20 protein-coding genes, 9 tRNA genes and 2 rRNA genes are annotated in these 21,056 nt (G+C 40.8%); 2 read left to right on the top strand and 29 right to left on the bottom strand.

The features are described from left to right. Positions 1 to 9 precede the first annotated feature (9 nt). Positions 10 to 348: a DUF6944 family repetitive protein gene (locus ACTWQL_RS18355; RefSeq protein ID WP_443143876.1), complete on the top strand. Its 339-nt coding sequence runs from the start codon at positions 10 to 12 to the stop codon at positions 346 to 348. A gap of 105 nt (positions 349 to 453) precedes the next feature. On the opposite strand, the gene ACTWQL_RS18350 is transcribed toward ACTWQL_RS18355, so the two are convergent. From ACTWQL_RS18350 to sigW, 17 genes are all read right to left on the bottom strand, one after another. Further along, positions 454 to 1,479: a sensor histidine kinase gene (locus tag ACTWQL_RS18350; protein ID WP_443143875.1), complete on the bottom strand. Its 1,026-nt coding sequence runs from the start codon at positions 1,477 to 1,479 to the stop codon at positions 454 to 456. Positions 1,480 to 1,495: 16 nt separating this feature from the next. Then, positions 1,496 to 2,182 (bottom strand): response regulator transcription factor, encoded by a 687-nt coding sequence (locus tag ACTWQL_RS18345; protein ID WP_443143874.1) that lies wholly within the window; start codon positions 2,180 to 2,182, stop codon positions 1,496 to 1,498. Between the two features lie 15 nt (positions 2,183 to 2,197). Then, entirely contained in the window at positions 2,198 to 2,809 is a 612-nt protein-coding gene (locus ACTWQL_RS18340) for a peroxiredoxin family protein (protein ID WP_443143873.1), read from the bottom strand. A 17-nt stretch (positions 2,810 to 2,826) separates the two neighbouring features. After that, positions 2,827 to 3,537 (bottom strand): cytochrome c biogenesis CcdA family protein, encoded by a 711-nt coding sequence (locus ACTWQL_RS18335; protein WP_443143872.1) that lies wholly within the window; start codon positions 3,535 to 3,537, stop codon positions 2,827 to 2,829. Between the two features lie 115 nt (positions 3,538 to 3,652). Beyond that, the gene (locus ACTWQL_RS18330; RefSeq protein ID WP_443143871.1) at positions 3,653 to 4,315 is read right to left on the bottom strand and encodes a hypothetical protein; all 663 of its coding nucleotides are present in this window, start codon (positions 4,313 to 4,315) and stop codon (positions 3,653 to 3,655) included. A gap of 172 nt (positions 4,316 to 4,487) precedes the next feature. After that, positions 4,488 to 4,709, bottom strand: coding sequence for a hypothetical protein (locus ACTWQL_RS18325; RefSeq protein WP_443143870.1), 222 nt, complete (start codon positions 4,707 to 4,709; stop codon positions 4,488 to 4,490). Between the two features lie 460 nt (positions 4,710 to 5,169). Beyond that, positions 5,170 to 6,069 (bottom strand): nuclease-related domain-containing protein, encoded by a 900-nt coding sequence (locus ACTWQL_RS18320; protein WP_443143869.1) that lies wholly within the window; start codon positions 6,067 to 6,069, stop codon positions 5,170 to 5,172. A gap of 252 nt (positions 6,070 to 6,321) precedes the next feature. Next, positions 6,322 to 7,224 carry a nuclease-related domain-containing protein gene (locus ACTWQL_RS18315; protein WP_443143868.1) on the bottom strand — a complete coding sequence of 301 codons (903 nt, stop codon included), beginning with the start codon at positions 7,222 to 7,224 and terminating at the stop codon, positions 6,322 to 6,324. Between the two features lie 165 nt (positions 7,225 to 7,389). Continuing rightward, entirely contained in the window at positions 7,390 to 8,319 is a 930-nt protein-coding gene (locus ACTWQL_RS18310; protein WP_443143867.1) for an LCP family glycopolymer transferase, read from the bottom strand. A 116-nt stretch (positions 8,320 to 8,435) separates the two neighbouring features. Continuing rightward, a complete protein-coding gene (locus ACTWQL_RS18305) occupies positions 8,436 to 9,827 on the bottom strand; it encodes a glycosyltransferase family 2 protein (protein ID WP_443143866.1) in 1,392 nt (463 codons plus the stop codon). Between the two features lie 263 nt (positions 9,828 to 10,090). Then, positions 10,091 to 10,378: a hypothetical protein gene (locus ACTWQL_RS18300; protein WP_443143865.1), complete on the bottom strand. Its 288-nt coding sequence runs from the start codon at positions 10,376 to 10,378 to the stop codon at positions 10,091 to 10,093. A 164-nt stretch (positions 10,379 to 10,542) separates the two neighbouring features. Continuing rightward, entirely contained in the window at positions 10,543 to 12,345 is a 1,803-nt protein-coding gene (glmS, locus tag ACTWQL_RS18295) for a glutamine--fructose-6-phosphate transaminase (isomerizing) (protein WP_443143864.1), read from the bottom strand. A gap of 480 nt (positions 12,346 to 12,825) precedes the next feature. Further along, positions 12,826 to 14,178, bottom strand: a complete 1,353-nt coding sequence (glmM, locus tag ACTWQL_RS18290) for a phosphoglucosamine mutase (protein ID WP_443143863.1) — start codon at positions 14,176 to 14,178, stop codon at positions 12,826 to 12,828. Positions 14,179 to 14,210: 32 nt separating this feature from the next. Continuing rightward, the gene (locus ACTWQL_RS18285) at positions 14,211 to 15,485 is read right to left on the bottom strand and encodes a CdaR family protein (RefSeq protein WP_443143862.1); all 1,275 of its coding nucleotides are present in this window, start codon (positions 15,483 to 15,485) and stop codon (positions 14,211 to 14,213) included. Then, positions 15,478 to 16,302, bottom strand: coding sequence for a diadenylate cyclase CdaA (gene cdaA / locus ACTWQL_RS18280; RefSeq protein ID WP_443143861.1), 825 nt, complete (start codon positions 16,300 to 16,302; stop codon positions 15,478 to 15,480). Before cdaA ends, ACTWQL_RS18285 begins: the two co-directional genes overlap by 8 nt. Positions 16,303 to 16,524: 222 nt before the next feature. Beyond that, the gene (locus ACTWQL_RS18275) at positions 16,525 to 17,157 is read right to left on the bottom strand and encodes an anti-sigma factor (RefSeq protein ID WP_443143860.1); all 633 of its coding nucleotides are present in this window, start codon (positions 17,155 to 17,157) and stop codon (positions 16,525 to 16,527) included. Positions 17,158 to 17,171: 14 nt separating this feature from the next. Next, entirely contained in the window at positions 17,172 to 17,741 is a 570-nt protein-coding gene (gene sigW / locus ACTWQL_RS18270; RefSeq protein WP_443143859.1) for an RNA polymerase sigma factor SigW, read from the bottom strand. A gap of 181 nt (positions 17,742 to 17,922) precedes the next feature. On the opposite strand from sigW, the gene ACTWQL_RS18265 reads away from it, so the two are divergent. Further along, complete coding sequence (locus ACTWQL_RS18265) at positions 17,923 to 18,099, top strand: aspartyl-phosphate phosphatase Spo0E family protein (RefSeq protein WP_261134231.1); 177 nt, start codon at positions 17,923 to 17,925, stop codon at positions 18,097 to 18,099. Between the two features lie 92 nt (positions 18,100 to 18,191). Here the strand turns inward: ACTWQL_RS18265 and rocF are convergent, their stop codons facing one another. From rocF to ACTWQL_RS18205, 12 genes are all read right to left on the bottom strand, one after another. After that, positions 18,192 to 19,091 carry an arginase gene (gene rocF, locus ACTWQL_RS18260; RefSeq protein WP_443143858.1) on the bottom strand — a complete coding sequence of 300 codons (900 nt, stop codon included), beginning with the start codon at positions 19,089 to 19,091 and terminating at the stop codon, positions 18,192 to 18,194. A 368-nt stretch (positions 19,092 to 19,459) separates the two neighbouring features. Next, a tRNA-Ala gene (locus ACTWQL_RS18255) sits at positions 19,460 to 19,535 on the bottom strand. Positions 19,536 to 19,537: 2 nt separating this feature from the next. Next, positions 19,538 to 19,611 (bottom strand) — tRNA-Gly (locus ACTWQL_RS18250). A 33-nt stretch (positions 19,612 to 19,644) separates the two neighbouring features. Beyond that, positions 19,645 to 19,720, bottom strand: a tRNA-Lys gene (locus ACTWQL_RS18245). 141 nt (positions 19,721 to 19,861) lie between these two features. Next, positions 19,862 to 19,946: transfer RNA gene (locus ACTWQL_RS18240), tRNA-Tyr, on the bottom strand. 40 nt (positions 19,947 to 19,986) lie between these two features. Continuing rightward, positions 19,987 to 20,062, bottom strand: a tRNA-Thr gene (locus ACTWQL_RS18235). Positions 20,063 to 20,211: 149 nt separating this feature from the next. Continuing rightward, a tRNA-Val gene (locus ACTWQL_RS18230) sits at positions 20,212 to 20,287 on the bottom strand. Between the two features lie 7 nt (positions 20,288 to 20,294). Next, positions 20,295 to 20,369, bottom strand: a tRNA-Glu gene (locus ACTWQL_RS18225). 14 nt (positions 20,370 to 20,383) lie between these two features. Then, positions 20,384 to 20,459: transfer RNA gene (locus ACTWQL_RS18220), tRNA-Thr, on the bottom strand. Positions 20,460 to 20,463: 4 nt separating this feature from the next. Then, positions 20,464 to 20,538 (bottom strand) — tRNA-Asn (locus tag ACTWQL_RS18215). A gap of 26 nt (positions 20,539 to 20,564) precedes the next feature. Next, a 5S ribosomal RNA gene (gene rrf / locus ACTWQL_RS18210) occupies positions 20,565 to 20,680 on the bottom strand. Between the two features lie 260 nt (positions 20,681 to 20,940). After that, positions 20,941 to 21,056, bottom strand: a 23S ribosomal RNA gene (locus ACTWQL_RS18205); the annotation flags it as partial.

Raw genomic sequence — 21,056 nt, 5'->3', positions numbered from 1 at the left:
TCTTTTTGTGTGCCTATATCCACCATTATACCACCCCTAAAGGAGTGGGCTTTCCCGCTTATTAAAGCTGTAATAGGTGATTCCACCCAGGGGATCGGGGCATCAATAGAGGCATACGCATTGAGCGAAAGCGAACGGGAATATGCAGACTTGGCTGCTTCGGGTGCGTCTTTACAATCAACCGGTTCAATCATCGAGGCAATAGGTGCAGTGTATCTTTTGAATGATTTGACTGAAGAAGGATTACAGATTCAAGCCTTCGGTAGTTACGCACAACTAGCAGGGATAACGTTAGAAGCGATTGCGTATACAAAAGAAACACTCTTGCAGGTGCCTGGCACCGATTGAAACCCCTTGAGCCGCAAGACTTCACAAACGGTGCCAGGCACATGCTGGGAACCCTTGGGGGAGAAGGGCCAAATTGTCGTGCCTGGCACCGAAGTGGCACCGTTGTTATTGTGGGATGGTGATCCAGAATGTGTGGTGGTTGTTATGGGTTTGGAGTCCGGCTTGGCCGTTCATTTTTTGTACGACTTGCTTCACTATGGCGAGACCAAGTCCGGGGCCTCCTGTTGATCGGTGGCGTGATTGGTCCAGGCGATACATAGGCTCGAAAAGTCGATCAGCTTCATCTTCCGGGATTGGCTGTCCATCATGGGAAATTGAGATGATGTATTGATTATCGTCAGCCTTCCCTTTTAGTTGGATAAACCCTCCGATGTCGAATTTCGCGGCATTATCGAGTAGCTGATTCATGATTGTACGAAGGGCTTGTACATCGACTTCAACAACAGCTTGATCCACGTCTGTCATCATTTCAATCCCAGCTTCCCCTATGACTTCGATTTTTTTTATTTCATTAAGCATCCATTCTTTGATCTCGATTTTTTCTGGATTCAATTCTGTTTGTTCACTTTCCCACTTTTGAAGCTCATTCAATTTTTCAACGACACTGATCATATGACCACATTCTTGCTTCAACAAACGATACATGGAATCATCCTCTGTAAAGACACCCTCTTCCAGCCCTTCTAAATATCCTTTCAGAGTTGTTAAAGGGGTCCTTAATTCATGAGCGAGGTCACCGACCATCTGGTCTTGTTGCTGCTGTAAATGATGGAGCCTCTTCAACATCCGGTTCACTTCATTCGAGATTTCGCTGATTTCATCTTGAGACGTTGAATCGACGACAATTGATCCTTTGTTTTCCGCTCCTCTTTTGGCTGATAAGAATAATGACTTCAAGGGTTGAAGAATTTTTTTGGCAAAAAAGAGATGTATGACCACCGTCAGCACCAGCGCTACTACCCCAGCGTATAACAGATAGGCTTCAATCGTTTGTCTGAATTGTTTTGCCTGCGCTTCTGATTCTGCATACTGATTGAATTGATAACAGGCGAATTCTTTTATTGAAAATCCGACCAGAACGATCACTAACAACGTCAGGAAGAAATTCAGCAGGACCCATTTGTGAATCATTTTTCCGCTGATCCGATTAATAAGCCACAAATTGATATCCCGCCCCTCTCACCGTTTCAATTAAACCTTCCTTATCTACACCGATTTTCTCACGCAGTTTCCCGATATGCACATCGACCGTCCGATCACCAACGATTTTTTCATGGTTCGGATACAATTCATCAATGATTTGGCTGCGAGAGAGAATCTGACCGGGGTGTCTCATCAGATAATAGAGCAGTTGAAATTCATGATGGGTAAGCTCGACCACTTTTCCATCGACTTTTACTTCCATTTTGATAGGCTTTAACGTAATGCCCTGGTAACTGAGTTTACTGCATCGATTTTCAGTCCGGCGGAGAACTGTTTCCACTCTAGCAACCAATTCTTTAGGACTGAATGGCTTTGTGATATAGTCGTCCGCTCCCATCCTTAAGCCGTTGATCTTATCCGTTTCGCTGACCTTTGCCGTGACCATGATCAACGGGGCGTTACTCTTCATGTCTTCACGGATCCAGCGGCAAACGGACTCCCCACTCTCACCAGGGAGCATCAAATCCAACAGGACGAAACACGGATCACTCTCTTGAAAAATCCGTCTAGCTTCCTCCCCATTTTCTGCAGTCCATACTTCATATCCCGCAACTTCCAAATAACGTTTGATCAGTTGAAGAATATTGGGATCATCTTCGACTATTAAGATGGTTTTCCCTTTTGTATTCATAAACGATCCACCCTGTCATTGATTCATCATAGCAATTTGCCTCTTTATGACATCTTGGTTCATTGCACCTACTACTTTATATTGAATGACACCCTCTTTGTCAATAAAGTAGCTTGTCGGATAACCTGTTACTTCATAGGTATTTGTCACTTCATGCTTCAAATCCATAACAACAGGAAAGGTAAGCTCGAAATCTTCTTCTACGAATTGTTTGACATCCATTTGGCTTTTTTCGGTCTTTGTCATATTGACTGCTAAAATAACAAAATTGTTATCCTTATTAGCTTCATAATACTCCTGCATCTCAGGCATTTCCGCACGGCACGGTGGACACCATGTAGCCCAGAAGTTCACGATGATATTTTTACCTTTGAAGTCTGAAAGCTTTACAGATCCTCCATCCATTGTTTCTAAAGTGAAATCTGGAGCGATATTTCCTTGTTTAATACCGGTTACCTTTTTTGCATCATCCTTGTCATCCTTGTTTTCGGAATCGGATGATACTGTGTTTTGATTCTCATTGCTGACATTTTCCTGCGCACCGCTGCCATTTGTTTGGAAATGATCGTAGATTCCCCAAGCGACAAGCCCTGCCAAAAACACGATCGGTAGGATCTTTTTTACCATCTTTCAAATGCCCCCTTTTATGTACTTGATATGACTGTAAGCCAAGCACTGATTTTTTGAAGTTGTCCTGTGAAAAGCAGGAATCCTAATATCATCAACATCCAACCACTGATCAGCGATATTTTTGGAAGCAATTTGTTGATTCTTTTTGTAAACGTCAGAGAGTATGTGATGATGATTGCAATCAGTAAAAATGGAATTGCCATCCCGAGTGAATAGACGATCAGCATGAAAATACCTGTCATCATTGTTCCGGAAGATCCTGCAAGAATAAGAATGGACGATAACGCGAGTCCGATACAAGGAGACCAGCCTGCTGCGAAAACCATCCCCATCAGCAGGGAACGCCAGCTGTTTTTTTCTTTTGTATGATCCATGCGCATCCGCTTTTCACTCATGAATAACTTTAGTTTTAAAATCCCCGCCATTTGCATACCGAAGACGATGATGAGCAGGCCGCCTATTTTTGTGAAAAGATCACGAAAATCGGTGAAAAGTTCGCCAAGGAGGCTGGCTGATGCCCCTAACAGTACAAAAATGATACTGAAACCGATGATGAACATAATCGATCGGCTAAAAACGACTCGTTTATTGATTGAAATTTTATTATCCTCTATCGTTGATCCAGTGATACATGCAACATAGGCAGGAATCAATGGGAAAACGCATGGGGAAAAGAACGATACTACACCTGCAGTGAATGCGATGAGGACTGTCACTTGTTCCATCTATATTATGCCACCTCCGCTCCTTGTCTTCCTTAGCATATCCGGGAAGTGTTAAGATTTTATAAAGTTGGACTTATTTATTTTGACCCGCAGGAATCATGCATATATCGCTTCATCATTTATCTTTTAAAAAGCCTTTATAAGAAATAATAATCGCTATGATGCTGACAACAATGTATGTCCATTGACTGAATGATAACCCAAGCAGAATGGGGATCTGCGGTTTGTAATATGAAAGTGCTATATTCCCTAAACTGAACCACATCAAGGTCTCCGGCCATAAAAGCTTGTCCGCATTGGATTTTATAAACCAATACGCTATCAGAATGAGGTACAAGATGATTTCGAACCACCATACTATGGAAATCGGCTGGTCGAGCACTAGTCTCCCAAGCGTGTACGTACATAACGCTGTCAATAAAGTGAGCAGCGTCATATCAATATAGAGCGAAAAAGCCAATGCCTCTTTTTTTGAACGTAAAAATAAATACAGCAATACAGCGATGAAACCGAGTACTACCCCTTTCTCTCCACCCGTAAAATAAAGAAGTGCAATTGGATTCTTCACCGTCTGGAGTGGATAAAAAACGGCATAGCTCCCTTTCCATACAATTAGAAACACCATAGCAGCATTCCAAACTGATTCTATGACACGTGGGTCTATTCCTTTCACTTTCGTCAACACTTTCAGCACAAGGTAGCTTACAATCGCAGCTACAACATACAAAATCCATTTCTCTTTGATCATCAAAGGACCGATGAACCAAACATCTTCCACTAGAAAACCCCCTCTCAAAAAAACACCCTACCACCTCATTATAAAGAAATGATAAAGATGGTGCCTGGCACCGTTTTAGACCCCTTGAGCCGCAAGAGATTACAAACGGTGCCAGGCACCGAATGAGATCGCTTGTGGCAGAAGGGCCAAATTGTCGTGCCTGGCACCGAGATCATAGTAATGAAGTTGCGGAGAAGAAGCTTTTGTAGTACAGTGCCCGTGATTTATGGAAATATTGTAACTCTGCGTATTTATAGTATGCTGTGGAATTCCCTGCATAAGCCATCTTATGACGTTCATAATGCTCAGCTAGCGCTGCATTTTTCAAGAACTGCTGTTGCGCTTCTTGAACTGATTTTGGTTGTTGGGATTGCAGTTGTCGATATTGATCCATTTTCCGGCCCCCTGTGACGTATTGTTCCATTTTATGACTAACAGGGTTGTATGGTATCAAAAATCCTAAGAAGGCAAAAAAAAGAAGCAGGCTCGTTGCCGCTTCTTCTATCGTGGGTTTAAAAATGTTTGTTTATATTCCGGTTTTCTTGGTCCATGGTTTGGTTTAAGTAAAATTTTGTTAGATTTTCTGGGATTGGATGTATAGGTTGTTTTGTTGGGCTTATGGTCCAACGACTTTACAACTTGCATTTTTATCCCTCCCTAAAATGACATGGTTTATAGTACATACCCTTTATTAATTCTATTAAAACCTCTTTTTCGACTTTTTATAAAAAACTTTATTGTTTTTTCTTTAATTGTTGATATCCGCGACACTCACTCTCCATAAACCAGCTAAATAAGCTAGAAAGCCAATGATCGCGTCGGCTCGCTAAATTTGTTGTAAAAAAGATCGTCTTTTAAGTTGTGATATGAACGTTTTCAATGAGGTTCTTAATTTCTTCTATTTCTGATACAGAATATAAATCCGCTCTTCCATCTATTTCTTTAACGAAAAATTCGTAGAGCGGTTCGATCTGATCAAAGACAAGAGGAACAACATTTGATGAGTAGTTTATAAGATCAGTATTATTGTTGATGTAGAGGATCGGTGTCATATGAATAGTCCCATAATGTTCTTCGAGTAACTCGTTAATGGTCTTATAACCGATCATCACCTGTTTAGTTGGTTCATCGACCGAACGAACCTTCAACTCGGAAGGGTGGCTCTCACTATTCGAATAGATAATCGTTTTTTCAGTTTCCTTATCCTCTGAGTAATAAAGATTTTCATGGAGAAACGGGAACTCCCTAGCTTTTTCTTTCGAAATTCCATATAGGATTTTCCCTTTCCAATTTTTCGTATTGATAAGGTAAATTCCTGTCTTCATCACAATCAGATGATCGATTTTCGTTGACTGCAGCTCTCCATCAGCTGTTTTATATGGAATGAACACATTGGCCATCATCAACATCTGCAATGAATCGATTTTTCCATTCGAAACAAGTTTTTTCTTAAGGTCAGTCAATATTTTATGTGTATGGATATCACTCGAACTTCGAGAGAATTTTTCGACACTATGGATATACTCTTTATAGTCACTGATCTTTAACTCATAACTTTCCTTGACGTTCTCAACCTCTGATTCCTTCTCTTTCTTAAAATTATTTTCGATTTCTGCAATGCTGGCAGTCGCTTTCATTTGATATTCTTCCATCATTTCGTCATAATCCTTATGTTTCTTCTTCACAAATAGTAATAATCCAATTACGACACAAACCAAAACGAGAATGATAGCAATAAAGAAAATAGTCTCCATTTAAACCTCTCCATTTGTCTTTTTATTATAAACTTCGAGAAAACTTTTAAAGCTTAGTTCGTATCAATCATATTAATGGGTTTAAATAGCATTCATGTGCCCCGGCAAGGGAGTGAATTTCGAAGTAATCAACATCATCATTTAACAAAGCCAAATGTAAAAAAGCCCCTCCCTGAAAACGGTTGAGACCTTTGTCCTTTGTCAAAATGACATATTTTATGGCGATTTTCATTCCCCTGCTGTCGAGTTCGTTTAATAATCAATACTAAGGCTTTCTATTACATTTCTTATCTTTTCCAATTCAAACTCTGAATGAACCTTATTTCCTTCTTTTAATTGTTTCAAAAAGAATTGATAAAGCTTTGGTTTATCGTCAAACACAAAAGGGGTTTTAGAGTGTGAATAATTAACAAAATTGTTTTCATGATGATCAAAATAAAGGATAGGTATGGTTGAAAACTGGCCTAGTTGGTTTTCAAGCAAATGATTGAGAGCAGCAGCTCCTGTCATAACATGCTTTTTCGGATCATCAACTGGGGTGACATTCAATCCGTTTATATTGTCTCTTTCTTTCCTAAGAACAATCGTTTTTTCACTCTTAACTTCCTCTGTTGGAAAAAGATGATCGAGAATGAGTGATAATTCTTTTGCTTTTCCTTTTGTTACTCCATACAATACATCCCCAGTAAATTCATTTGTATCAATGATGTAAACTCCGGTCCTCATTATTACAATATGATCGATTTTTACAGGGTAAATTTCTCCGCTAGCTGTCTTATTTGGCAAAAAAACATTAGACAAGATTTTCATTTGCGCCGATTTGATTGCATAATCAGCAACCAATTCTTTCTTTATTTCGGTCAATATATTATGAGTATTCGCTTCACTTGTCGTTCTAGAGAGCTTTTCTACCGTATGTACATACTTTTTATATTCTTTTATTTTTCTTTCATAACTTTCCTTGATCTTATCTGCCACCTTGTCTTTCTCTTGCAGAAGATCATTTTCCACCTTAGTCAAACTTGCGACTGCTTCTGTTTGAAACTCTTCAATCATTTCATCATAATCTACATGTTTTTTCTTAATAAATACGAGCAGTCCGAAGATCATACACATCAGTACTAGAATAACTCCAAGAAAAATTAGCGTATCCATAGCAAAACCCTTCCCCTATTGATTTCTTTTATAGATTTCGTAGTCTCCCTGTTTGATAGGTTCGTCTTAAGGAAATTGGTTTGTATTTACATGGAAGCATTTTGATAAAAGATGGATCTTGAGGAAGTGAAGATAAAAAGAGGGGATGGTCCCCCCTTTATTGGGTTATAAATCAAGCTCCAAATGCTTCTGCAGATCATTCGTAACTTTTCGAAGCTGTTTTTGATCTGGCACATAAAAATAGGTACCTTTTATTTTTTTGTCTGCTCCGACAATTTTGTGCTGCTCTATATTTTCACGAGCACCTTTATAATTCGATTGGACCTTCCACATATCATTGAATGTCATATTCGTTTTGACATTATGTTCGACAACTTTTACGATTTCACCGAACTTCGTTATAGAAGATATATTCGCTCCTTTATCAATCACTGCTTCAATCACTTGACGTTGACGGATTTGCCGGCCAAAATCCCCACGTGGATCTTGTTTCCTCATCCGCGCATATATCAACGCTTCTTCACCGTTCAAACTTAATTGGCCATTTGGAAAGTGCATCTTTTTATAAGTGAAAGTCGAATTATTAGTATTGAAATCTAAGTCATTATTAACTTCGATGCCACCAACTGCATCGACGATTTGTACAAAGCTTTTCATATTGACCTTCACAAAATAATCCACCGGAACATCTAAGAGATTTTCAACAGAGGCAATCGTCATCGCTGCCCCTCCAACATGATAAGCGGAGTTGATTTTATCTTCAGCACCTTTTACCTTGGTGTAGGTATCACGCGGGATACTTACCATGTGCGTTGATTTGGATTGAGGATTGATGGTCAATAGTATCAACGAATCTGATCGCCCGCGCTTTTCACCAGCTGCTTTATCAATCCCCATAACGAGTATGGAAACCGGATCACCTTTCTTGAGGTTGATCTGTTCATGGTGTTCTTCGAATTTGGAATTTCTTTCGATATCGATATCTTCATGTATACTTGACGAAGTAGACGTCAGGAATTGCCATGCAAAACTTCCTGCTCCCAAAATCACTACAGTACTGAACGTTAATATAAATAGAATCATTTTCTTAAACATCAATTCTCTCACCCGCTAAAGAAAACTTGGCAAAGCCAAGCCTTGGGCGTGGGCTGAGCCAGTAGTTGCGCTTATACTGAAGAGAGTAGTTTGTACTTTCTTTAAGTGTAAAAAACTCATGTTGCATGCCTAGAGTCCGTATGATAATTCCGCCCTGTCCGCTTAACTTTGTTCCACTTTCTGTTAAAGAAATAAGATATACTACCATACATCACAAAATACATCGTTACAAAACGATAAACAAAAATATCAAAAGTAAGCGCCGATATTAAACGGAAACTTTCTTTCCATTCAAATGAAAACCCGTAATGTCTTCCAATTGCAATGGCTACCAGATCGTATACTAAACCAAAGACAAAAAGCCAAAACAAATAAAAAAACACGTAGTTCAAATAAGAGTTTTGAGGGTCGTGTAACATGTTCATAAGCATTATGCCTGTCATTACGAAAGACGCAAGGGTTCCAACCAGGAACGTTTCGAAAATATAAAAGAAAGATACGGCTTTCGTAAATAACGTTTTTCCAAAGAAAGACCTGAAATGAATAACGCAGTCGATATATGCTTTTTGCCACCGTAAACGTTGCTTCGTCAAATCTCTCCATGTCTCCGGTAATTCGGTATAACCGACAGCATCTGCTATAAAACCAATTCTCTTATTTTTAAACTTCGCCATATATCGATGGATCCGCAGGGTGATGTCAATGTCTTCACCTATCGTTTTTCGATAACCGCCAACATCTACTAAAACCTGTTTTCTAAAAATACCAAACGCTCCTGATATGACAGCCAACGCTTTAAAACGGACAAGGGAAAGTTTTGAGATATAGAATGCTTTTAAGAAATCCAAAACCTGGACACGTACCAGCATATTTGCAAAACGTAAAGACAAGCGGTTCAATGGTTTATTCGTTTTTGTCTGCAGAACATGGACCATCCCGCCTGCAGCAACTACATCCTCATCCTTCATCACATCATTGACAGCAGATAATGCATTATCTGCAAGAATCGTATCTGCATCTAATGTAATGATGACATCGTTACTGGCATATTCTATTCCTGCATTCAAGGCATCAGCTTTTCCGCCATTCATCTTATCGATAACATAGATATTAGGGTACAGTTCGGACTGATAGGTCCCCTCGACTCTCTCATGAGAGAGCTTACTAATTGAAGACATCGGGCACGGTGTAAGCCTGAGTAGTTCCTTCATATAGGTCATTGTATCGTCTGTAGAACCGTCATTAATATAAATGACTTCAAATAGAGAATAAGATAATTCTTTCATACTCTCGATTGAAGTCTTTAAAATTCTTGTTTCGTTATAACAGGGAATCAATATGCTTATTCCCTTCTCCTCTTCATATCCATGATCGATCATCCATTTTTTCAGCTTAGGATCTCGTCGGACCCTTTCGTTAGGTTCACGAAACCAGGGTAAACAATGATATAAATGTAAAACTGGAAAGGTGACACTTAATAAAAAAAATAATGCAATAAGTATTTCCAAATAAGACACTCCTTAAGACAAAACACAAATAGAAACTATTCTACCCTAATAATAATTCCTAAATGAATGCATATTTTCGTGGGTAATTTGTCGAAAGAATACGAAACACCTATCCCAAATTAACACTTCCATGGTAAATACGTATTAAATAATAGGTTAAAAACTGAAAAATGATCTTCGAGAAGTTCTTTGGAGAGAAGTTCGTACTAGATATTAAAAAACCCAATCCGTCACTTGGATTGGGGATTTTTACATTGAGGTTTTCAAATTTTATCATAATGGATGATTATAGCCAAAACAACAAACCCCAGAACAATCTTAATGGCACCATAAATAGGAAAATAAATTTTGATGCCATAATCAGGAATTGAAAAAATCGTATTTGCTACAATGTTCTTCTTGATGCTCTCAATATTGCAATCCTCATCCAAAGCTCGCGCACGCAGTTGAATCTTTTCTTTCCATCTATGTAACAAGTGCGGCAAATAATAAGGAGCTGAAAGAAGGAGAGTACCCATCAACCAATAATAGATAACCAAACATAAGATCATTCAACATCACCTTGTACTAGACGTAAAAATAGTTTCGTCTATAGGATGGTCGATATAATCAAGACATATTCAGTTTCAATTTTTCTGAACAAAAAACGTGCTCGAAGATTTCTCAATCCTCAAGCACGCACTTATAAATAAAAATTTATTATTTTAAGCTTTAATTATTCAACCGTTACTGATTTAGCCAGGTTACGCGGTTTGTCGACGTCGCAGTCACGGTGCAGTGCTGCATAATAGGAGATCAATTGCAGCGGCACGACGCTTACTAACGGTGTCAGCAGTTCATTGACATCTGGAATAACGATCCGATCTTCATCGTCATGCAATGATTCTGAACTGATCGTGCAAGTGTAGGCACCACGTGCAGCGACTTCCTTCACGTTTCCACGGATGCTCAAGTTCACGTGTTCTTGTGTAGCAAGCGCGATGACCGGTGTACCTTCTTCGATCAATGCGATCGTACCGTGTTTCAGCTCTCCTCCCGCAAATCCTTCTGCCTGGATGTAAGAGATTTCTTTAAGCTTCAACGCACCTTCAAGTACAACGTGATAATCCATTCCGCGGCCGATGAAGAAGCAATTGCGTGTTACTGCAAGGTATTCACGGGCGATTTTTTCGAAATCTTCTTTCTGGTCACACATTGCTTCGATTGCGTTAGAAACGACACTTAACTCCTTGATAAGATCGAAGCTCAACTCTATACCCTTCGCATTCGCTGTATCGCTAGCCAATATGGAAAGGACCGCAATCTGTGCTGTGTAAGCTTTTGTGGACGCTACAGCGATTTCAGGACCCGCATGAAGAAGCATTGTATAATCCGCTTCACGAGAAAGTGTAGATCCTTGTACGTTGGTAATTGTCAATGCTTTATGACCAAGCTTTTTCACTTTGACGAGGACAGCACGGCTATCCGCTGTTTCCCCGCTCTGAGAAATAAAGATGAACAATGGCTTCTCAGATAGCAACGGCATATTGTATGAGAACTCACTGGCAATGTGGACTTCCACAGGTACTTGAGCCATCTTTTCAATAAGCTCTTTTCCTACAAGACCAGCGTGATAGGATGTACCACATGCAATGATGTAAATACGGTCTGTTTTCTTCATCGCTTTCCGAATATCATCATCGAGTTTCAAGTTGCCATCTTTAACCTGGTACTGGTTGATGATGTTACGGATTACAATTGGCTGCTCGTCGATTTCTTTGAGCATGTAGTGCGGATACGTCCCTTTTTCGATGTCAGTAGCATCAAGCTCTGCAGTGAATGGATCACGTTCCATCACTTCTCCATCTAGATTCTTGATTGTGATGTCCTCTTTTGTGACGATTACGATTTCTTCATCCATCAACTCAACGAATTGATCAGTCTTTTGAAGCATTGCCATGGAATCACTTGCTACGACATTGTAACCATTACCTACACCAACAAGTAACGGGCTCTTGTTCTTACCTACATAGATCGTTTCATTATTTTCGTTATCTAAAAGTGCAATTGCATAAGATCCCTTTAAAAGAGCTAACGTTTTACGGAAAGCCCCTTCGACTTCAAGGCCATCTTTTACAAAAAGTTCGATAAGCTGAACGATGATTTCCGTATCTGTTTCACTTTTTAATTCAACGTCTTTCAAAAACTCTTTTCGAACTTGTGCAAAGTTTTCGATCACTCCGTTGTGGACAAGTGTAAAACGTTCTGTCGAGCTTTGATGAGGGTGCGCGTTGACTTTACTTGGTGCACCGTGTGTCGCCCAACGTGTATGTCCGATCCCGATGGTCGCAGGTACTTTCTTATCCACCTTCTCACGCAATGTCGCAATGCGTCCTTTTTCTTTGAAAACATGGACGCCTTTTTTGTTCATTACTGCGATACCAGCCGAGTCATAACCACGATATTCGAGCTTTTCCAGCCCTTTTAATAAAATTTCTTTCGTATCTTCATTTCCAACATAACCAACAATTCCACACATTGAAATAAACCTCCCTGTTGGGGGAAACACCATTCACTTATATTCAGACTTGTTCTTATTTTAATCAAGTGAAAATAAGGGGTCTCTTTACCCCCAACATTTTAAAATTTTAGTTTTACATCATATCCATACCTTTGTTCACTAAGTCGCCTTAGTGGTTTCAGTATGAATTTTCCGGTTTGATGTAAGACCGAGAGGCATCCGCCGATCAGATTCGATAAACCTCTTTCCTCGTCAACTATTTCATACACCGCCGCGGTGTCGGCCTCAGCCGAAGAAATAGTCCAGGCGCTTTTCGTTATAGTGTTTTTTCTACGCTCCTTTCTATAATCGAATGGAAATATCATACACCAGAAATCTCATGACGTCAACGACTTTATTAGAGCGTTGATCTACACTTAATAATTATGCAAAAACAGCTCGTTTCGTGTATGCGAGCTGTCCCTGCATAGTATTCGTATTCACGTGTGTTTTCTGTCCCTATTGTTCAACATACCCTAATTCCTGGTCGACAACACGTGCAATTTCCTCTACATATTTTTCACACAGTTCTTCAGTCGGAGCTTCCACCATCACCCTTACAAGAGGTTCAGTTCCTGATGGTCTTACAAGCACGCGGCCGTTTCCGCTCGTTTCAGCTTCCACTTTGGCAATTGCTTCTTTCACAGCTGGGTTTTCCATCACTTTCGTTTTATCTGTAACCTTTACATTTTTCAGGCATTGCGGGAACTTTTCCATTTCACTTGCAAGCTCTGATAAAGGTTTCTGTGTCAACTTCAGGATGTTGACGAGCTGTAGGGCAGATAGAAGTCCATCACCCGTTGTACTATGATCAAGGAATATGATGTGGCCGGACTGCTCTCCACCAAGATTGAAGTCCCCTTCCCTCATACGTTCCATGACATATCGATCACCAACAGCCGTCTGTTCAGATGCAATGTTGGCAGCTTCAAGCCCTTTATAGAATCCGAGGTTACTCATCACTGTCGAAACGACCGTATCTTTTTTCAATCTGCCTTCACTTGCAAAATGTTTGGCACAGATGAACATGATTTGATCACCATCGACAATCGTTCCATTTTCATCTACTGCAATCAAACGATCCCCATCTCCATCGAATGCAAGGCCTACATCAGCTTCTTTTTCTTTTACAAGCTCAACCAGTTTCTCTGGATGAGTAGAGCCTACTCCGTCGTTTATATTCAAACCGTTCGGTGATGAACCGATGGTCGTAATATCCGCATCCAGGTCTGCAAAAAGGTGAGGTGCAAGTGAAGAAACCGCTCCATGTGCGCAATCCAATGCGATACGAAGTCCTGAGAAATCTTCATCAACCGTTTGTTTTAAGAACTGAAGGTATTTTTGGCCGCCTTCGAAATAATCACTCACTAAACCAAGATCCATTCCAGTCGGTCTTGGCAAGTCGTCCTTGTCCAGGTCCAATAATTCTTCGATTTCCCGTTCTTGCTCATCTAATAGCTTAAAACCATCGGATCCGAAAAATTTGATTCCATTATCCCCAACAGGATTATGGGAAGCTGAGATCATGACCCCGGCCTGTGCCCCTAACGCCTTTGTCAAATAAGCCACACCTGGAGTTGAGATGACGCCTAATCGCATAACCTCTGCTCCGATCGAGAGCAGCCCTGCAACCAATGCACCTTCCAGCATATGACCGGAAATTCGGGTATCCCTACCAATGATGATTTTCGGTTTTTGGGTCTCTTTTGTCAGAACATAACCGCCAAAGCGCCCTAATTTAAACGCTAATTCTGGTGTTAATTCGGTGTTTGCTACTCCTCTGACTCCATCTGTTCCAAAATATTTACCCATTCAATAAATCGCTCCTTCTTCCCTTTTCCACATTACGTCGTTCTTTTGCTGATGGTTAAGGTCGCTTCTGCAAGCTGACTCTCAAATGTAAATCGTTCGGGAACATCGACATTGATTTTAACATCATGCTGTCCCTCTGATAAATTTTTCGCATCAACAAAAGCGGTTATATTTTCTTCTGACAAGTTGTTCAAATCTTCTGCGTTCCCATTGACTGTTACATCCATGACCCCTTCGTTTGGCGAATTGAAACTTGCTTCCTCGTTATCATCCAATCCGACAACTTTGATCGGTAAATCGTTGAAGGTCTTGGAACTTGCGGTTTCGTTTTCAGCAGGCTCTGTTGATGTTTCCTCTTCCGTTTTTTCAACATCGATTTTCACTTTCAATTTACCAGGTGACGCGTAAAATGCGCCTTCTGGTAAAGGGACTTCCATATCAATCGTTTCATCTTCGGTAATGTTGCTTAAGTCCACTGGTAGAGAAATCGAATTCAGTTTCTCTAGGACCTTTTCAGGTGCATGAATCGCTACTTCTTCTTTTGATGGCGTAATCGATTTTAGCTCAAAACCATCTGGAAGAGAGCCTCTTTCTTCAATGGTGACCGGTACATCTTTACTTGGATTTTCAATTGGTACTGTCACATTCATCGTATTAGGTTCGATTTTGATATCGACTGGATCGAAGTTTTTATTCAACGCTTGTACTTTCGCCTCTCTTGTGAAAGTCTCTTTCTCGTCTGCTACGTTGACAAATACCCGGACATAGGCGATTTCATCGATCATTTCTTTTGCACCGGTGATTTCGATCTCCTCTTTATCGACCTGAGGTGTACCAGCAATATAGCCTTTAGGTAATTCATCTTCACCAAGAAGCTGTACTGTCACTGGGAATGATTCGGTTTTCTTCTCATGTAATGTCACACTCACTGTACTTTCTCTTGGAATTGCGTCAATTCCGTTCGGTACATTTTCAAACTTGATCGGTACGTCATATTGCCCTGGTCCTTTATCTGTGAGATCGATATAAGCTCTCGGTGTACGCTGCAAGCCGAATCGCATGATATCAGACTTTGAGCCCTGGAACCTGACCCCTACGGTTTCTGGGTTGCCTAATAACTCATATTTATTATTATCGTATTCTACATCAAGGGAAACGTTTTTGAATATTTGTTCCCCGCTTTCTGTCAAACTTTGATCATCTTCATTCGCCTGTTGGTCATTAATGTGGACTGTGGTATACATCATCAAAGCGATCAGAAAAGCCGCAACCTTGACAAACCATGGAGATTTAAGTAGTCTATCCATCTTTCTTCCCCCTCCAATTCCACTTTGTTGAGGAAGTTGATTTTGTCATTATTTCAGCCTCTAACAGTTTTCGTAACATGTCCTCATCTAAATTACGGTAGAGCTCCCCATTTTTTGTGAGGGAAACATTTCCTGTTTCTTCAGAGACGACAAGGGTCAGACTATCTGTCACTTCTGAAATGCCCAGTGCAGCTCTATGCCTTGTCCCCAATTCTTTTGAAATGAAAGGACTTTCCGATAGTGGAAGATAACTTGCAGCTGCAAGGATTTGATTATCGTTGATGATGACAGCACCATCATGCAATGGTGTATTCGGAATGAAAATATTAATCAAGAGTTCTGAACTCAGATTCGCATTAATCGGAATACCGGTTTCAACGTAATCGTCGAGTCCTGTTTCCCTTTCAATCGTTATCAAAGCACCAATACGACGCTTAGCCATATAATTCGTTGCCTTAAGCATCGCCTCGATCGCATTTCTCTTCTCCTCTTCTTCTGCAATCATGCCGCGTGAGAAAAATCTGCCTCGACCTAACTGTTCAAGCGCACGGCGCAACTCCGGCTGGAAGATGATGATGATAGCAAGGAAACCGTATAAAAGCGTCTGGTTCATCAAGAAATATAAGGTGTTAAGTTTGAAAATACCACTAAAAAACCAAACCGCTATGATGACCGTGATTCCTTTTAACAGCTGGATTGCTTTTGTGCCTTTTATCAGCATGATAAGTTTATAGATCACATAAGTGACCAAGAGGATATCAATTATATCATTCAAGTAGTTCAATATATTAAAGTCAAAGTCCCCTATAGGAAACATACGCATCCTCCAAACTGATCAACTCAATATCATTGTGCCCAACAATGCTCAGTTTGTTACCATATGTAACTTCTCTATTATATCATAAACTGAGACTATATCTATTCTTCGTAAGTTTCCGTCAATAACAATCCGTACATACCTTAAAAAAAGAGAAAAGTGGTCTTATGTCCACATCAACTTGTCCGACGCGTTCATAAAACCACTTCGCGAATTTGGGAATTATTCCGATCCAAACCACCCTTTTACAGTGTTTGCCCCTTCTTTCAAACGGTACCAGACCCATTCTGTTATCTTATGGATTTCTTCACTTTCCCCAGCGATATGTCCAGCAGAAGCAAGATAGTGGTTTCCGTTGATAACGGTGACATCCCCTTCAACCTTCCCTGCAATTTCGACATCGCCGTTCTTTACAATAAGGTCGCCTTTTACAATCTCGCCTTCAGGAACAAAGACTTTTCCGCTGTCCTGGTCTATTTTGACCTGGGCACCATTTGCTGAAACAGAAATCGGGTTACTCCTATGACTTCCCCATTCACTATATATTGAGCTTGACATCAACAAGAGAAAAAGAACCGCAGCAGTCAGGATCGGGTGATGTTTGAACCATCTTCTCATCTTGGAAGAAGACTTTTCTTTAGGCAATCGCTCCATAACTTTTGAAGTAAAACCATTTGGCGTTTTTATAGCATGATGGCTATGCAGCAATTGATCGACGTTTTTGATTTCTTCAAATTTCCCCTTGCAGCTTGAACATGTTTTAATATGTTGGAGCAATTCTATTTTTTCAAGAGGTTCAATTGTTTCATCAACCCATTTATGCATATAAGATGAATACTTACCATCGCATTTCATTTTTATTTATCCTCCTAACAATCCAGATCTTTCAACCGTTTCCGAAGAGCTTCCCGACCACGATGGATACGAGTTTTCACCGTTGAGACTGGGATCTGCAAAATATCACTGATTTCTTTCAGCGATAGTTCCTCCAAGTATTTCAGCGCGATTGCTGAACGGTATTTCGGAGGCAAATGCATGATCTCCTTCTGTATACGGTCTTGGAGCTCAAAGGTTTCAACTTTTTCTTCAGGTAATTGTTCTGCGACTGCTATTTGGGAATATAGTGTCAATCCTTCTCCTCCGGCTAATTCTGCATCTAGGTAATAATCTGGCTTCTTCTTACGTATACGATCGATGGTCAAATTGGTTGCAATCCGATACAACCAAGTAGAGAATTTATGGGCTTCATTATATTTTTCAATATGTATATAAGCACGTACAAACGCTTCCTGGGCGATGTCCTCTGACTCATGTACGTTCCCCAACATCCTGTAGACGATATGATATACTTTATCCTTATAAATTTCCACAAGTTCTTCAAACGCATTTTGATCCCCTTTTTTCACCGATCGGACCAAACGCTTCACCGTTATATCCATATAGGAACCTCCGATACTCCGTAATTAAAAATACTACTTTTGGAGTAGAATGCTTCTTGTTATATTCTAACATGGGACAACTTCCTAGTGAGGAATATTTTTGTTAAAAATAGGTTTATTTTCTCATATATCGGGTATTATGTGTAACAACTATCTATTACGGTGAAAGCAGGTGGGCTGCATGTCGGCTGAAGAGCGCTTTCTATTAAATGAAATCGAAAATTCCAGAAAGAAAATGTTGACCCTGGCAAAAGAAAAACCTTTGTTTTCTGCAGAGGTTGTTGAAATCAGCCAATATCTCGATCATCTACTTAATCGATACGATACAATTAAGAGTGAAATTATAAAGGTTTCTTGATTTAGGAAGCAGCTCTCGAGTAGAGAGCTGTTTTTTCACCTCTTAAAAAAGCCTTATCGACTAGGAATCGATAAGGCTTTCATTAAGTATAATCAGATTAATTTTTCTCCAAATAATGAACCGATCAATGCAACAGCAACAGTTGCAGTTTTGTTCTTTTCATCCAGTATCGGATTTACCTCCACAAATTCAGCTGAAGTAAGGATTTCCGCCTCTTCTAACATCTCCATAGCTAAATGGCTCTCACGATAGCTGATACCTCCTAGGACTGGAGTTCCTACACCAGGTGCTTCAGCCGGGTCCAGACCATCAAGGTCTAAGCTTAAATGTACACCATCAGTTCCATTTGAGACATACTCAATCGCCTCTTCCATAACCTTTGTCATGCCCATTTTATCGATTTCATGCATCGTATAAACTTTGATGCCCTTCTCACGAATCAATTCCCGCTCTCCTTCATCAAGCGAACGAGCACCGATAATGACAATATTCTCTGGCTTAATCTTTGGACTGAAACCGCCAATCTCTTTCAGCTTCTCATCACCGATTCCAAGGCTTACAGCTAAAGGCATACCATGGATATTCCCACTTGGAGAAGTATCTCCGGTGTTTAAATCGCCATGAGCATCATACCAGATCACACCTAAATTCTCATAATGCTTTGAGACCCCTGCAAGTGTACCGATCGCTATACTATGGTCGCCACCAAGAACTAATGGAAAATGGTTTGCTTCAATGATTTTATTTACGCCTTCTGCAAGAAGGGTATTCGCTTCAATGACCCCATCCAAATTTTTCAGATTGGTGTCCTTACTTGCTACTTTTTCTCTTTGAGGGATGTGGATATCACCATGGTCTTCAACTTCGTAGCCAATGTTTTCGAGCCTTTCAATTAATCCGGCATATCTCATCGCGCTCGGTCCCATATCTACACCACGGCGCATTTGACCCAAATCCATCGGGACACCTAAAATACCAATATTCTTCTTCATGATTTTCCTCCTCTATGATCACTCTATCATCTATTGTAGGACTTTGATGTCCACTGGTTCAACTGGACAAAATTCTGCATACTTATGCGGTTTAACAAGCATTAAGGACATGATAATGGATAATTATGAAACGCTTTCATTTTTAGCATCATTCTTATTCTTCTTAATGTAAGCTTTGTTATACTTTAATGTTGATTTTGCGAAGTTCACTCAAAAAGTGTGGGGTCTCCTCTGGATCGCTTTTCCCACAGTAGTGTCGCAAATTTCGCTGCAATCAAACTTAATCAGAAATCACCAGTATTATTTAACAACGCCAAAATGTAAAAAAACTCTCTGACATTCGGTCAGAGAGTTGAATATGTATGATATGGTGGAGCCTAGCGGGATCGAACCGCTGACCTCCTGCGTGCAAGGCAGGCGCTCTCCCAGCTGAGCTAAGGCCCCGATGGAGCGGGTGATGAGAATCGAACTCACGACCAGAGCTTGGAAGGCTCTTGTTTTACCACTAAACTACACCCGCATGATTAAATTTGATCAATCAGATTTATCGAAATGGTGAGCCATGAAGGACTCGAACCTTCGACCCTCTGATTAAAAGTCAGATGCTCTACCGACTGAGCTAATGGCTCGCGCAGTATATTCACCTTGTGTCCTTTCCTCTTCTTGCATAACCTAAGTCGCAAGGCTGCGTCAGGACAATTCATCGTTTACTCATTAGCTGTATCGTTCATAGCTAATGGCTCAAGCAGCTTACTCGTCTTTTTTAAAAATGGTGGAGGGGGACGGATTCGAACCGCCGAACCCGGAGGGAGCGGATTTACAGTCCGCCGCGTTTAGCCACTTCGCTACCCCTCCAATAAAAAAAGACTATGAAGTCTGATTTCAAAATTGAAAATGGTGCTGGCCAGAGGACTTGAACCCCCAACCTACTGATTACAAGTCAGTTGCTCTACCAATTGAGCTAGGCCAGCGAAGTAAAATGATGTTACTTCAGTTTGTGTCTCTTCCTCTAACAAGGAATCCTCTGTTGCCAGCTGCGTCGAGACAAGTCGCAGCTTATTCATTGTTGTATTGCTCCTTGCTCTACCAATTGAGCTAGGCCAGCGAAGTAAAATGAAAATGGTGGAGGATGACGGGATCGAACCGCCGACCCCCTGCTTGTAAGGCAGGTGCTCTCCCAGCTGAGCTAATCCTCCAATTAGATGGTGACCCCTACGGGATTCGAACCCGTGTTACCGCCGTGAAAGGGCGGTGTCTTAACCACTTGACCAAGGGGCCATATTAATTTGTCATGGAGCTTCCAAGCGGGCTCGAACCGCTGACCTCTTCCTTACCATGGAAGTGCTCTACCTGCTGAGCTATGGAAGCAAAATGGCTCCACAGGCAGGACTCGAACCTGCGACCGATCGGTTAACAGCCGATAGCTCTACCACTGAGCTACTGTGGAATATTCAATGAGATGAAAAAGGTTTGGCCCGGCGACGTCCTACTCTCACAGGGGGAAGCCCCCAATTACCATTGGCGCTGAAGAGCTTAACTTCCGTGTTCGGCATGGGAACGGGTGTGACCTCTTCGCCATCGTCACCAGACCAAGTTTCAATTGATCCACAATCATCCTTAGTAAGGACAAGATATATATTACTAAAATTAAAAAACTTTTTCAAGGGCTTTTCCAAAAATATTCCCTCAAAACTAGATAATGTGTTTCTTGAAAACATCTTCGATGTAATGATGTCCAGCTGTGACTCCTTGAAACTCGGGATCACTTCGTCATTCCTGTGGCGGCACAGCCTCCTCGTCATGACTCCAGTGCCTGTCGTTTCAGGACAGTCGTCTTCGCTTTTCTTTTGTGGTTAAGTCCTCGATCGATTAGTATCTGTCAGCTCCACGTGTCGCCACGCTTCCACACCAGACCTATCAACCTCATCATCTCTGAGGGATCTTACTCGCTTGACGCGATGGGAA

This window comes from Pseudalkalibacillus sp. R45 (assembly GCF_052246725.1).
Classification (GTDB): Bacteria; Bacillota; Bacilli; order Bacillales; family Fictibacillaceae; genus Pseudalkalibacillus.
Note: the sequence above shows the minus strand (reverse complement) of the source record. Positions and strands in the feature narration are given on the sequence as shown.